This is a genomic window from Streptomyces sp. JH34, assembly GCF_029428875.1.
GTDB lineage: Bacteria > Actinomycetota > Actinomycetes > Streptomycetales > Streptomycetaceae > Streptomyces.
The window spans coordinates 1,317,623-1,330,734 of the sequence record NZ_JAJSOO010000001.1; the positions used below are offsets into that span (position 1 = coordinate 1,317,623).

General features: G+C 71.2%; 14 protein-coding genes and 2 pseudogenes. 4 read left to right on the top strand and 12 right to left on the bottom strand.

Annotated elements, in window-relative coordinates; all coding sequences use genetic code 11:
* Positions 1-2: 2 nt before the first annotated feature.
* Complete coding sequence (locus LWJ43_RS05855; RefSeq protein ID WP_277331219.1) at positions 3-1,745, bottom strand: pyruvate dehydrogenase; 1,743 nt, start codon at positions 1,743-1,745, stop codon at positions 3-5.
* Positions 1,746-1,805: 60 nt separating this feature from the next.
* Positions 1,806-3,149, bottom strand: a complete 1,344-nt coding sequence (locus tag LWJ43_RS05860) for a protein phosphatase 2C domain-containing protein (protein ID WP_277331220.1) — start codon at positions 3,147-3,149, stop codon at positions 1,806-1,808.
* A gap of 307 nt (positions 3,150-3,456) precedes the next feature.
* Here LWJ43_RS05860 and LWJ43_RS05865 point away from each other — a divergent pair, with 307 nt between their 5' ends.
* Together LWJ43_RS05865 and LWJ43_RS05870 are read left to right on the top strand one after the other, a co-directional pair.
* Positions 3,457-4,443 (top strand): helix-turn-helix transcriptional regulator, encoded by a 987-nt coding sequence (locus tag LWJ43_RS05865; protein WP_277331221.1) that lies wholly within the window; start codon positions 3,457-3,459, stop codon positions 4,441-4,443.
* Between the two features lie 79 nt (positions 4,444-4,522).
* Positions 4,523-5,005, top strand: coding sequence for a DUF456 domain-containing protein (locus LWJ43_RS05870; protein ID WP_277331222.1), 483 nt, complete (start codon positions 4,523-4,525; stop codon positions 5,003-5,005).
* Positions 5,006-5,054: 49 nt separating this feature from the next.
* Here LWJ43_RS05870 and rsgA read toward each other — a convergent pair whose 3' ends face one another.
* On the bottom strand, positions 5,055-6,209 hold the full coding sequence (gene rsgA, locus LWJ43_RS05875; RefSeq protein WP_277331223.1) for a ribosome small subunit-dependent GTPase A: 1,155 nt from the start codon (positions 6,207-6,209) through the stop codon (positions 5,055-5,057).
* Positions 6,210-6,529: 320 nt separating this feature from the next.
* On the opposite strand from rsgA, the gene LWJ43_RS05880 reads away from it, so the two are divergent.
* Positions 6,530-7,030, top strand: a complete 501-nt coding sequence (locus tag LWJ43_RS05880; RefSeq protein ID WP_277331224.1) for a DUF5949 family protein — start codon at positions 6,530-6,532, stop codon at positions 7,028-7,030.
* Positions 7,031-7,166: 136 nt separating this feature from the next.
* On the opposite strand, the gene LWJ43_RS05885 is transcribed toward LWJ43_RS05880, so the two are convergent.
* The 6 genes from LWJ43_RS05885 to LWJ43_RS05910 form a co-directional block, all read right to left on the bottom strand.
* Positions 7,167-7,574 carry a rodlin gene (locus tag LWJ43_RS05885; RefSeq protein ID WP_277331225.1) on the bottom strand — a complete coding sequence of 136 codons (408 nt, stop codon included), beginning with the start codon at positions 7,572-7,574 and terminating at the stop codon, positions 7,167-7,169.
* Between the two features lie 118 nt (positions 7,575-7,692).
* Positions 7,693-7,902 carry a hypothetical protein gene (locus LWJ43_RS05890; protein WP_277331226.1) on the bottom strand — a complete coding sequence of 70 codons (210 nt, stop codon included), beginning with the start codon at positions 7,900-7,902 and terminating at the stop codon, positions 7,693-7,695.
* A 278-nt stretch (positions 7,903-8,180) separates the two neighbouring features.
* On the bottom strand, positions 8,181-8,591 hold the full coding sequence (locus tag LWJ43_RS05895; RefSeq protein WP_030124677.1) for a rodlin: 411 nt from the start codon (positions 8,589-8,591) through the stop codon (positions 8,181-8,183).
* 177 nt (positions 8,592-8,768) lie between these two features.
* A complete protein-coding gene (locus tag LWJ43_RS05900) occupies positions 8,769-9,071 on the bottom strand; it encodes a hypothetical protein (protein ID WP_277331227.1) in 303 nt (100 codons plus the stop codon).
* Positions 9,072-9,245: 174 nt separating this feature from the next.
* Positions 9,246-9,479 carry a chaplin gene (locus LWJ43_RS05905; RefSeq protein ID WP_385453295.1) on the bottom strand — a complete coding sequence of 78 codons (234 nt, stop codon included), beginning with the start codon at positions 9,477-9,479 and terminating at the stop codon, positions 9,246-9,248.
* Between the two features lie 222 nt (positions 9,480-9,701).
* Positions 9,702-10,106, bottom strand: a complete 405-nt coding sequence (locus LWJ43_RS05910; RefSeq protein WP_277331228.1) for a rodlin — start codon at positions 10,104-10,106, stop codon at positions 9,702-9,704.
* Between the two features lie 275 nt (positions 10,107-10,381).
* Here LWJ43_RS05910 and LWJ43_RS05915 point away from each other — a divergent pair, with 275 nt between their 5' ends.
* Complete coding sequence (locus LWJ43_RS05915; protein ID WP_277331229.1) at positions 10,382-11,158, top strand: chaplin; 777 nt, start codon at positions 10,382-10,384, stop codon at positions 11,156-11,158.
* A 77-nt stretch (positions 11,159-11,235) separates the two neighbouring features.
* Here LWJ43_RS05915 and LWJ43_RS05920 read toward each other — a convergent pair whose 3' ends face one another.
* The 3 genes and pseudogenes from LWJ43_RS05920 to LWJ43_RS05930 all read right to left on the bottom strand — a co-directional run.
* Positions 11,236-12,168: a dihydrodipicolinate synthase family protein gene (locus LWJ43_RS05920; protein ID WP_277331230.1), complete on the bottom strand. Its 933-nt coding sequence runs from the start codon at positions 12,166-12,168 to the stop codon at positions 11,236-11,238.
* Positions 12,165-12,821, bottom strand: a pseudogene (locus LWJ43_RS05925) (oligopeptide/dipeptide ABC transporter ATP-binding protein); the annotation flags it as partial. The pseudogene LWJ43_RS05925 and the gene LWJ43_RS05920, both read right to left, overlap by 4 nt.
* A pseudogene (locus LWJ43_RS05930) lies at positions 12,806-13,006 on the bottom strand (twin-arginine translocation signal domain-containing protein); the annotation flags it as partial. The pseudogenes LWJ43_RS05930 and LWJ43_RS05925, both read right to left, overlap by 16 nt.
* Between the last annotated feature and the right edge of the window lie 106 nt (positions 13,007-13,112).

The window sequence follows — 13,112 nt, forward strand, 5'->3', positions numbered from 1 at the left end:
GTTCAGGGCCGAGGCACGTTGCGGAGGTTGGAGCGGGCCATCTGCAGCATCCTGCCGACCCCTCCGTCCAGGACGATCTTGCTGGCGGACAGGGCGAACCCGGTGACCATGTCGGCACTGATCTTCGGCGGGATGGAGAGGGCGTTCGGATCGGTCACCACGTCGACGAGTGCGGGCCCCTTGTGCCTGAAGGCGTCCTTGAGCGCGCCCTCCAGCTGCTTCGGCTTCTCCACCCGGACGCCGTAGGCGCCCGAGGCCCGCGCGATCGACGCGAAGTCGGGGTTCTTGTTGGTCGTACCGAACGACGGCAGCCCCGCCACCAGCATCTCCAGCTCGACCATCCCGAGCGAGGAGTTGTTGAACAGCACGACCTTCACCGGCAGGTTGTACTGCACGAGCGTGAGGAAGTCACCCATCAGCATGGTGAATCCGCCGTCCCCGGACATCGACACGACCTGGCGGTTCCGGTCGGTGAACTGGGCGCCGATGGCCTGCGGCAACGCGTTGGCCATCGAGCCATGGCTGAACGAACCGATCACCCTGCGCCTGCCGTTGGGCGTGAGGTAGCGGGCCGCCCACACGTTGCACATGCCCGTGTCCACGGTGAACACCGCGTCCTTGTCCGCGACCGCGTCGAGCACCGAGGCGACGTACTCCGGGTGGATCGGGACGTGCTTCTCGACCTTGCGCGTGTACGCCTTGACCACACCCTCGAGCGCGTCCGCGTGCTTCTTCAGCATCCGGTCGAGGAACTTGCGGTCCGTCTTGACCTTCACGCGCGGGGTCAGGCAGCGCAGCGTCTCGCGTACGTCGCCCCAGACGGCGAGGTCGAGCTTGGACCGCCGGCCCAGGTGCTCGGGGCGCACGTCGACCTGGACGATCTTCACGTCGGTCGGGAGGAACGCGTTGTACGGGAAGTCGGTGCCCAGCAGGATCAGCAGATCGCACTCGTTGGTCGCCTCGTAGGCGGCGCCGTAGCCCAGCAGCCCGCTCATGCCCACGTCGTACGGGTTGTCGTACTGGATCCACTCCTTGCCGCGCAGCGCGTGGCCGACCGGGGCCTTCACCCGCTCGGCGAACTCCATGACCTCGGCGTGCGCGCCCGCGGTCCCGCTCCCGCAGAACAGCGTCACCCGTTTGGCCTTGTCGATCATGGCGCAGAGCTTGTCGATCTCCTCGTCACCGGGCCTCACCGTGGGCCGCGAGGTGACCAGGGCGTGCTCGATCGACTTCTCCGGAGCGGGCTGCGAGGCGATGTCACCGGGCATCGAGACGACGCTGACGCCACCGCGGCCGATCGCGTGCTGGATCGCCGTCTGGAGCAGCCGCGGCATCTGCTGCGGGTTGGAGATCATCTCGTTGTAGTGGCTGCACTCCTGGAAGAGCAGCTCGGGGTGGGTCGCCTGGAAGTAGCCGAGACCGATCTCGCTGGACGGGATGTGGGAGGCGAGGGCGAGCACCGGGGCCATGGAGCGGTGGGCGTCGTACAGGCCGTTGATGAGGTGGAGGTTCCCCGGGCCGCACGATCCGGCGCAGGCGGCCAGCGTGCCGGTGATCTGGGCCTCGGCTCCGGCCGCGAAGGCCGCTGTCTCCTCGTGCCTGACCTGGATCCACTCGACCGCGGAGTGGCGCCGGACGGCGTCGACCACGGGGTTGAGGCTGTCACCGACGACGCCGTACAGCCGCTTGACCCCCGCCCGCACGAGGATGTCGACGAACTGTTCCGACACGTTCTGCTTGGCCATGGGTGCGCACCCTCTCTGCCTCCGGCTGTCCGTGCCTCCATCAACCCACGGCGGGCCCTGTTACGCCTCCCAGACCGCGGCGCCCGTACGGTCGTCGGCGTACCCCTTCGTCCTGATCTGGATGTCGGCCAGATAGGCGGGCAGTCCGGGCGGGCTTCCGGTGGACCAGCGCCGCGCCAGTTCCCCGGCGAGCTCCGGTTCACCGCGCATCGGTTCGGCCAGGCCGTTCCCGCAGAGCAGCAGCGTGTCCCCGGGGCGGGCCACGGACGCGCGGAAGCGAAAGGGTTCCGCGGGCGGTGGTGCGCTCGCCGCGTGGCGGGACGGGGATGTGGTGACCTGCAGATCCATCGTCAGCCGGTCGCCGTCCGCGCCTTGTTCGTCCGCCGCGCCGCCGGTGGCGGGCACCACGGGGTCGAGGTCCTGCCAGGCCCCGTCGCGAAGGCGCAGGACACCGCCCGGTCCGATACCGAAGAAGACCCGGGTGCGGCACTCCGGGTCGGCGGACAGCAGGAGGCACCGCAGGCCGGTGGTGTAGGCGGAGGGTTCGAGGCCGAGCTCGGCCGCGCGCGCCCGCAGCTTGCCGTAGGTACGGTCGGTGAGCCGGTGCAGCCCCGACTTGAGGTCGCCCCTGCGCCCCGCCCGTATGTCGTCGGAGAGCCGGGCATGACTGCGGGCGACGGCTGCGCCGATCCAGCGACAGGCGTCGGCCGCGGCGGGAGGGCCCTTCCCCGCCCCCCGTACGCCGCCCGCCACCGCGACCAGGACCAGGGCACCGTCCCCGGCGCCGAAGCGTGCGGTGAGCAGGGCGTCCCGACGGGGTTCGCCGCGGAAGCGTGCCGAGTCCCCGCGCACGGACGCGGCCCGCAGGGTGTAGGTCCCGTAGCGGGCGCCGTCGAGGACCGTGTCGGGCACGAGGGCGTCGAGGGCATCGGGCCCGGACTCCGGCAGGGCGGCGGGTTCGGCGTCGTAGGTGGGCGGCCGGTCCCCGATGTGGCCGACGGTGGGGCGCTCCGGCGGGACGGGCGGCCGCGGGGCGACCGGTGGCCCGGGCGGTGCGGGCGGCGGCCGTACAGCGAAGGTCCGCGGCCGAGGAGGCCCGTCGGGGGCCTCCCACGGGGCGCGTCCGACAGCGACGGTGCGCGGGAGACGCGGCGGCTCCGGCACGGGTGCCGCTTCCGGCGGACGCGGGTCGGGCAGCGGCACCAGCGTGGCCGGGTGGCCGCCCTCCTCCGGACCTTCCACCGCGCCGGGCTCCGGGACGCCCACCGCGTCGGACACGGAGTCGAACCGGGCGTCGAGGCTGTCGGGCGCGCCGCTCGGCCCGGTGTCCGGCGCGGTCTCGTCGTACAGCGCCCGCCACCAGTCGTCCTCGTGGGCGTCGGGCTTCTCCCCCTGCTGGCTCATGTCCCTATTGTCGACCGCACGCGGCACACGAAACGGGTCATCCGGAAATCCGGTCCGGAAGTGACCCGCGCGAGGTGACCCGCCGGACGTCCCCACCCCCCACGGGAAGGTCGCCCGGCGGGCCGGTCTCCGCGAACGGCCCTCCGCCCGTGGGGCGGTCGTTGCCGCGGTGGCGCCAGATTGTCAGAGGGACCGGTGCCGCGGGGCATGATGGGCCCGGCGGGTTCACGCCGTGGCCGCTTCCCGCCACGGCACACCGGCCCGACGGGCGCGGGAACGCGCGACACGGATCCGGGGAGGGCCGAGGATGCTGTCAGCGATAGGTCTCGACGACAGACAGGAAGCGGCCTACCGGGCGCTGGTCACGACGGGCGCCGCGGAGCTCTCCGACCTCGCGCGACGGCTGGCCCTGCCGGAGGCGGACACCGAGCGCGCGCTGCGCCGCCTGGAACAGCGGGGCCTCGTGGCCCCGTCGTCGTCACGGGCGGACCGCTGGGTCGCCGCCCCGCCGGGGATCGCGCTGGGCGCCCTGCTGACCCAGCAGCGCCATGAACTCGAACAGGCGGAGCTGGCGTCCGCCCTGCTCGCCGAGGACTACCGGGCCCAGGCGGCGGAGCCCACGGTGCACGACCTGGTGGAGGTGGTGACGGGCGCCGACGCGGTGGCCCACCGGTTCCACCAGCTGCAGCTGGGCGCCACGACCGAGGTGTGCGCACTGGTCACGGGCAAGCCGATCGTGGTCACCGGCATGGAGAACGAGTCCGAGGAACGGGCGACGACGCGGGGTGTGTCCTACCGCGTGGTCGTCGAACGCGACGTCCTCTCGCTGCCGGACGGGATCGTGGAGCTGTCGGCGGCCCTGAGCCGCGACGAGCAGTGCCGGGTGGTCGACCGGGTGCCGACGAAGCTGGTGGTCGCCGACGCCGCACTGGCCATGGTGCCGTTGACCGGACGGCAGGCGGAACCGGCCGCACTGGTGATCCACGCCGACGGCCTGCTGGAGTCACTGATGGGGCTCTTCGAAGCGGTGTGGCGGGACGCCGTGCCGCTGCGGCTCGGCGGCAACGGGATCAGCGAGGTGGACGGACCCGGTGCGGACCCGACCGACCTCGAGATCCTCTCCCTGCTGCTGGCCGGCCTCACGGACGCGAGTGTGGCCAAGCAGCTGGACCTGGGGCTGCGGACGGTGCAGCGGCGGGTGAAGGGGCTCATGGAGCTCACCGGGGTCACCACCCGGCTGCAGCTCGGCTGGCACGCGTACGAACGTGGCTGGGTGGCCCGCGCCCCGCGCTGAGCACCCCGGCCGGCGGCTCCGTCCGCCCGTGGGGACGCGCTGACGGGCGGGACCGGGCGGACTCCTGCACGCTGGTCGAATGAGTGTGTGGCAGCTCGTTGCCGTCGGGGCGGTGATGCTGCTCGGCCTGGTCGGCGTCCTGGTGCCGGGCGTGCCCGGGTCGGCCATCGTCTGGGCCGCGGTGCTCTGGTGGGCACTGACGGACCCGACCCCGGTCGCCTGGGGCGTGCTGATCGGTGCGACCTGCCTGCTGCTGCTGAACCAGGCGCTGAAGGCGCTGCTTCCCGCGCGGCGCCCCCGCGAGGCCGGGGCGCCGCGCAGGACGCTGATGGCCGGCGGGATCGCGGCGATCGCCGGATTCTTCGTCGTCCCGGTGGTGGGCGGACTCCTGGGGTACGTGGGCGCCGTCTACGGCGTCGAACGTCTGCGCCTCGGCAGCCGGGCCGCCGGCTGGACGTCCCTCAGGTCCGTGCTGCGGGCGACGGGGTACTCCGTGCTCGTGGAGCTCTACTGCTGCCTCCTGGCCGTGGGAGGCTGGCTGGGAGCCGTCATCTGGGGCTGAGGGCCGCAGGGGGTCCGGGCGCCTGCCCGGGCCCCCCTGCGGTTCCCCGTCAGCGTGTCCTGCCGCGCTTGAGCTCCATGGCGGCCCGGCCCTCCGCACCCCTGCGCTTCCATTCACGCCGGGTCTCGGTGCGCAGCCGGGCGTCGGTCTTCGCGGCGATGCGGTGGTTCTCACGGAGCAGCTTGCGGTAGCTGTCGAGGCGCCGTTCGGACAGGGACCCGTCCTCGATCGCGCCCGTCACGGCGCATCCGGGCTCGGACGCGTGGCCGCAGTCGTGGAAGCGGCACCGCGCCGCGAGCTCCTCGATCTCCGAGAAGACCTGCCCCACGCCGGCCTCCGCGTCCCAGAGGCCGACCCCCCGCAGGCCGGGGGTGTCGATCAAAACACCGCCCCCCGGCAGCACGAGGAGGTTACGTGTAGTGGTGGTGTGCCGGCCCTTGCCGTCCACCTCACGCGCCTGCTGCACCTGCATCACGTCCTCGCCCAGCAGGGTGTTGGCGAGGGTCGACTTCCCGGCGCCGGAGATGCCGAGCAGCACGCTCGTACCGCCGCCGACGATCGCGCCGAACACATCGACGCCCTCCCCCGTGGCCGAGCTGACGGGAAGCACCGGCACCCCGGGTGCGATGCGCTCGACGTCCTCGACGAGATGGGACAGCGTCGTCGCGTCCGGGACCAGATCCGCCTTGGTGAGCAGCACGAGCGGGTGCGCCTCGTGCTCCGCGGTCCGTGGTCCGTCGTCGAGCAGGGCGGCGCCGTCGGTGCTGGACATGGCCAGCGCCAGGAACCGTTCCAGCCGTCCGAGGTCCAGCTCGACGGCCAGCGAGACACAGATGACGATGTGGTCGATGTTGGTCGCGAGGACCTGCCCCTCGGAGCGCTGCGACGACGTCGATCGGACGAAGGCGGTGCGCCGGGGCAGGAGTGTGCGGACGAACTGCGGGTCGCCGTCGGGGTCGACGGCCACCCAGTCGCCCGTGCAGACGATCCGCATCGGGTCGCGGGGCACCACGAACGCGGTGTCCGCCCGGACGACGCCGTCCGCGGTGACCACGTCGCACTGACCGCGGTCCACCCGCACCACGCGTCCAGGCAGGAGTCCCTGCCCGGCGTACGGGGCGAAGGTGTCGGCCCATGTGCCGTCCCAACCGTACGGGGCCAGCGGGTGCGACGGGGTGGAAGCCTGGGAGATGGAGAAAGACAAGGGAAACCCTTCACAAGGGCGGCCCCGGCAACGCGCGTTCAGGCGCGGAGGGAAAAGGTCAAGGTCAGCCGGCGGCCACAGGGGTGGGAACGATGCTCTTCGGGTCGTGGGCAGTGCCCACCGCTGCGACAGTCATCAATGTCCTCACCTCCTGGTTCCTCGAACTGCGCACACCCTAGCCCGGGGGCGGACGGGGCGGTCAACAGGTTTTCCGCGAAGTGGCCGCGCACGCGGAGGATTGCACGGACCTGGCATGGATATTCCCCGATCAGGTGATACGCGTGCACACGTACCGGTCTCATGCCGTTAGGGTGCCGGACATGACCTCACCCAAAGCCGCCACCACCCCTTTCACCCCTGCCCAGTTGGGCACTCAGATCCTGATCGGCTGGAGCGGGTCGAATCCCGGGACAGGGCGTGAGACAGCCTTCCTTCTCACCTACTCGCTCGGCGACGGTTCCGACGGACCGGAGGCGGGCGAGCGGGCCATGCGCGCGGCCCTGGAGCGCAGCGGCCTGCGGGTGGGGGGCGAGACGCTGGACGCCTCGGACCTCCCCAACCTCCCGGTGAAACTGCTCGTCCAGGCGGGACAGGCCGTCCTGACGCTGCCCCACTTCACCGCGCAGTGCACGGTTCCGCCGGAGTGGCTCGACGTGGCACGGTCGGAGGGCAAGGTGCACGGGATGTTCGCCACGCGCCCCTGGCCCGCGGCCGTCCCCGGACAGCCGGTGGGCGAGGAACTGCTGGCGTCCTTCGCGGGTGACCCCGAGATCATCGGCACCTCCGCCCACTGCCTCATGCCGGTACGCACCCTGGGCTGACCGCACCCGCTTACCGTGCACGGCGATGCCCACCACCCCCCGTGGAGTGGTGGGCATCGCCGTGTGGGCGCACCGCACAGCCGAATGCGGGCGGCCCCGCGGGCGTTACGCCCCGGACCGCCCGCACTCAGTGGTGTCAGTTGTTGCCGACGCCGTTGCCCGAGAGCACCGGGATGTCGCTCAGGATGTGCGACAGCGGCTCGTCACCCTTGGCCTGGGTGGAGTTGTCGGTGCACTGCTGGTTCTGCGGGTTGGACAGGACGTTGACGTCCTGAACCGCGATCGGGACCAGCCCGATGAGCGAGCCCACGTTGGCCTTCACCGGCAGGGCGATGCAGGGCTTGTTCAGCGAGCCCTGCACGAGGCTGAGCTGCGGGCTCTGGTCGCCCTTGGTGGAGCTGTTGCCGTACTCGGACTCGGCACCGTTGCCGTTCACCGTCGTGGTGCCGTGGTCGTCACCGATCGCCATGGCCGAGGGGGCCGCGGCGGCGGACAGACCGAGGAGGGACACAGCCACAGCGGCGCCGGCCATCATCTTCTTCATTGCGCTTCACCTTTCGGAGGCGTCCCGTTGTGGAACGTACTGATCAACCGCAAACGGAGGATTAAGTTCCGCTACACCACTCGAACGGGTTGGATCCGGCGTTCCGTCGACGTGGTTCCTACCTGCTGCCCGACTCCGTGCGGGCGGCGGGGACGAAGACCTCGCGGCCGCGCGGGACCCCCGAGGTCACCGACGCCGCGGACGGGTCGGGCCCGACCTCGCGCCGTGCCGCGTCCCGCCATTCGGCGAGCAGCCGGTCGTAGATGGGCGTGGAGCTCTCCGGCGACCGGTCACGGCCGCGCGCATGGTGACTGTCGTACGGGTCCATGCACCGCATCTACCCGGCCGGCCGCGCGGCGTCGGCCGGGACTGGGGCATCCGGCCCAATCACCGCACTATCGGGCTACCCGACGTCCGGACCGGCGGCTCCCGGGCCTGGTGGCCCCGGACACACGTGTGGGGCCGGTCCGGCGGACCACCGACCGAAGAACGGTCGGCGCCCATGAGGACCGGCCCCACACGCGTTCACTGACTACGCGTCACGGCGTGGCGGGACACGGAGCACCCTGCCGAAGGGGTCGCGGAGGGAGCCTGATTCGCGCAGGATCAGTTGTTGCCCGCGCCGTTGCCCGAGAGCAGCGGGATGTCGTTCAGGATGTGCGACAGCGCCTCGTCGCCCTTGGCCTGGGTGGAGTTCTCGGTGCACTGCTGGTTCTGCGGGGAGGACAGGACGTTGATGTCCTGGACCGAGATCGGGACGAGCCCGAGCAGCGAGCCGACATTTGCCTTCGCCGGCAGGGCGATGCAGGGCTTGTTGAACGAGCCCTGGATGAGACCGATCTGCGGGCTCATGTCGCCGTGGGTGCTGCTGTTGCCGTAGTACTGGTCGGATCCGTTGCCGTTGACCGAGGTCGTCCCGGTGTCGTTGCCGATCGCCATGGCCGAGGGGGCGGCAGCGGCGGAAATGCCGGCGACGGAGGCGGCGACTGCCGCGGACGCCAGAATCTTCTTCATCATGAACGTGCCCTTCTGGATTTCTGTTGCCCGCCTGTCCGGAGCATTCTGAACAACGCCGCAATGGCGGCACCGGTTTCGCCCCTTCACTCGAACGATTTCCCGGGCCGGTTTCGGTGGACCGCATTCGCATGCCGTCCGGCGGAACGGCGCACGACGTGAAAGGGGGCCCGCCGTGGGTCAGCCGCCGAGCGGAAGCCCGCCGATGAGCGGCCCGGCCGCCTCGGCGACACCGGTGACCGCCTTCGCCGACTTGCCCACCGTGCCGTCCTCCTTGATCCTCCCGGCGGTCTCCCCGACCCCGTCCACCACGGGGTTCACCACCTGGTCGGGGACCGCGGGGAGGGTGGAGGTCAGTTCGTTCACCCCACCGGTGAGGCTGATCCGGGGCGCCGTGGGGGTGGTTGCGGCGAAGGCGGGTGCGGCCGCCCCGAGGGCGGCCACGGAACCTGCGACGAGAGCGACGGTCTTCGCGTACTTCACGTTCTCAATTCCCTTCTACGGCGGCATCTGCCGCCCTTTTCAGGCACAACGACCGAGCGGTGCGGGGGGAAACTGCGAGGCATGGCATTTCCCCCGCACGACGAGAGGGCCCTGGAGCGCCGTATGCGCTCCAGGGCCCTCTCATGACGAGCCGTCGGCCCGGTCGGCGTGAGCTCAGTCGTTGATGCAGACGTTGCCGAACGCCGGGTTCAGCAGACCGATCACGTTGACGGTGTTGCCGCAGACGTTCACCGGAATGTGGATCGGGACCTGGACGACGTTGCCGGAGAGGAAGCCCGGGGAGTGGGCGGCAACGGCACCGGCGCCGGAGTCGGCCATGGCCGGGGCAGCGGCGCCCAGCGCCATGAGGGTTCCGGCGGCGACGGCGGCAACCTTGGTGTACTTCACTTTTATCCCTTTCTGCAGCGGAGTCGTCCACGGACACGTCTTTCGTGCCGCACGAGCACTCCTACGAATGCGCTCGTGACTCCGGTGCTGTAATCCGTAACGATTTACCGGCGGCCGCGAAACGCTTTGCGATCCGTTTCCCGGAAAATCGCTCGAATGATGCAGGCCCGGGCCGCGCGATGGAGGAGTGTCGGCGGCCCGGACCGGTCGTTGCGGCCAGGGTCAGCTGTTGTGCGCACCGTTGCCGGAGAGAACCGGGATGTCCGACAGGATGTGCGACAGCGGCTCGTCACCCTTGGCCTGGGTGGAGTTGTCGGCGCACTGCTGGTTCTGCGGGTTGGAGAGGACGTTGACGTCCTGGACCGCGACCGCGGCGAGGATGCCGACGAGCGCACCGGCGTTGGCCTTCACCGGCAGCGCGACGCAGGGCTTGTTCAGCGAACCCTGCACGAGGCTGAGCTGCGGGCTCTGGTCACCCTTGGTGGAGCTGTTGCCGTACTCCGCCTCGGCACCGTTGCCGTTGACCGACGTCGTACCGGTGTCGTCACCGATCGCCATGGCGCTGGTCGCCGAGAGACCGAGGATGGAGGCGGCGACGGCGCCCGTCGCCAGGACCTTCTTGATCACGATGAACCCTTCTCGTACCGAGTGCCCCGCAGCGGAGCGCCCTGATCAACTCGCCGCCCGGCATTTGGTTCCCCCCGCCCGGCCTCGTTCACCCGAATGCCATGCACACCGCGTCGGGCGAACACACGTACGTGACCCTTTCGGGTGGTTACATAATTTCCACCGATCTCCAAGTTTCCCCCGCAACCGTCGCGTCGTTAGGAAGTCGTCCGCGTCGATGGAATGACCGCCATCAGGGTCACCGCCCACGCGAATTTCCCGGAGAAGGGCTTGTAATGCGACAGGTACTGAATAAGAGCATGATCGTCATGGCGGCGGCGTCGGGCATCCTGACCGCCGCGGGCGGTTACGCACACGCCGACGCCTCGGCCGACGGTGTCGCCGCGAACTCGCCCGGTGTCGGTTCGGGCAACGCCGTGCAGGTCCCGGTGCACGTCCCGGTCAACCTCTGCGGCAACACCGTCAATGTGATCGCCCTGCTGAACCCGGCGTTCGGCAACTCCTGCGCGAACGTCAGCTCGCACGACGGGCACGGTGCCGAGCAGGACGACGCCTACGGCGACGAGCACGGCGAGGCACAGGGCCACAAGGGCTCCGGCGCGAGCGCCGACGGCAAGGCCGTCGGTTCCCCGGGTGTCCTCTCGGGCAACCTGGTACAGGCTCCGGTGCACGTCCCGGTGAACGCCTGCGGCAACAGCGTCGATGTCGTGGGGGCGCTGAACCCGGTGTTCGGCAACGACTGCGTCAACGACAGCGGTTACGACCACGGGAACCCGCCGGTGAAGCCGCCGGTGGAGCCCCCGACCGAGGAGCCGCCGACGGTCACGCCGCCGACCGAGGAGCCCCCCACCGAGGAGCCGCCGACGGTCACCCCGCCCACCTCGAAGCCTCCCGTCGAGCAGCCGCCGGCCGGTAACCCCGGCCCGAACACGCCCGACACGCAGCTGGCCCAGACCGGTGCCGGTGAGATCGGTCTGGCCGCCGGTGCGAGCGCTGGGCTGCTGCTGGGAGGCGCGGTACTGATGCGCCGCACCCGCACCTCGCGCAACTAGTCCCGTACACGGAAGGGGCCGCCCCGCAGCGTGGATGCTGCGGGACGGCCCCTTCCGTATGTACGCGGAACGCGGTGTCAGACGCGGGACAGGCCCGCCCGGTCCAGGTGTGCGGCGATCACGGCGGTCTCCTCGGCGTCGAGCCCGCGCATGGGCGGGCTCATCACGTTGGTCGCGATGACCCCGCGCAGCATCAGGGCCGTCTTGAAGGCACCCAGCCCTGCGGCGGTCGCCGACGCGGTGCCGGGCGCGGCCGCAGTGACGTTGTCGAACAGCGCGACCAGGCGGTCCTGTTCGGCGGCGGCCGCGGCCCAGTCGCCCCGTACGGCGGCCTGGTGCAGCCGCACGTAGCCGTGCGGGTCCACGTTGCCGAGGCCGGGGACCGACCCGTCCGCGCCACTCAGCATCATCGCGTCGACCACCAGTTCGTGACCGGTCAGGACGGAGAAACCGGGGAGTGCCCGTGCCCCGATGGCGAGCCGGCGGAACGATCCGTCGTCGCCGCTGGAGTCCTTCACACCGGCGAGGACGCCGTCCGCGGCGAGCGGCAGCAGTAGTTCCGGGTCCAGCTTGGTGTGGACGCAGACCGGGACGTCGTAGGCCAGGAGCGGGAGGTCCACCGCCGCCGCGATGTCCCGGAAGTGGCGGTCGATCTCCGAGGGGTGGGTGCGGGTGTAGAAGGGCGCGGTGGCGACGACCGCGTCCGCGCCGAGACCGGCGGCGGCCCGGGCCCTCTCGATCGCCCGGTTCGTGGTGGTCTCGATGGCGCCGGCGAGGACGGGTACCTGCCCGGCGGCAACCGAGGTGATCACCTTGATGACCTCGTCCTGTCGCGCGGGCGTGAGGTACGCGGTCTCGCCCGAGCTGCCGAGGGCGAAGAGCCCGCTCACTCCTCCGTCGAGCAGGTGACCGACGACCCGCTCCAGGGACGCCACGTCCAGTCCGCCGTCCGCCGTGAGCGGGGTGACGACGGGCGGGATCACTCCGGTGTAGGTGGTGGGGGTGGTCATGCGGTACTCCTCGCGGGCGGTACGGGGGCCGGGTCCCCGGACGGGAACGACGTGGTGGGCTGGGGGTGGACGCAGTGCCAGCGGTGCCCGCCGGGCCAGGAGCTCCTCGCGGGGAAGGCCGTGGCGCACGCGTCGTCGGCCTTCCAGCAGCGGGTGGCGAAAGGGCAGCCGGGCGGCGGGTTGGTGGCCGAGGGCACCGGCCCGGTGAGCACGATGCGGTCGGTCCTCTCCAGCAGGCTGGGCGTGGCGGAGAGCAGTGCCTCGGTGTAGGGGTGTCTCGGGGCCCCGGCCACCTCGGCGGCCCGGCCCTCCTCGACGATGCGGCCGAGGTAGAGGACGGCGATGCGGTCGGCGAGGTAGCGCACGGTCTGGATGTCGTGCGAGATGAACACCATGCCGAGTCCCAGGCGGTCGCGCAGGTCGACGAGGAGGTTGAGCACCTGGGCGCGGACGGAGACGTCGAGCGCCGAGGTCGGTTCGTCGGCGACGATCAGTTCGGGTTCGAGGGCGAGGGCGCGGGCGATGGCGACGCGCTGCCGCTGGCCGCCGGAGAGCTGTCCGGGCAGGGCGTCCAGGGTGTGTCCGGGCAGGCCGACCAGGTCGAGCAGTTCCTCGACGCGCGCCTCGCGGGCCTCCCGGGTGCCACGCCGGTCAGCGGGTACGACAGACCGGCCTCGATGGTGCCGTCGCCGTCGCCCTTGCCCGCCGCGCCGTCGGCGGTCGAGGAGGGCCCGCCGCACGCGGACAGGCCTGCCGTGATGGCCGCGGCCGCGCCGACGGCACTGATGTAACGCAGGAAGGTGCGGCGCTCGACGCCGGCTGGCCTCAGCTCGGGCACGGGTCCTCCAAGGGACGTTGAGGGCTTGGAACGAGTGGAAAGCGTCCGTTTTCGATGGCGGTCGGAATGCCAACGGACCGATAAAGCATCAGACGTCAGATGTCTG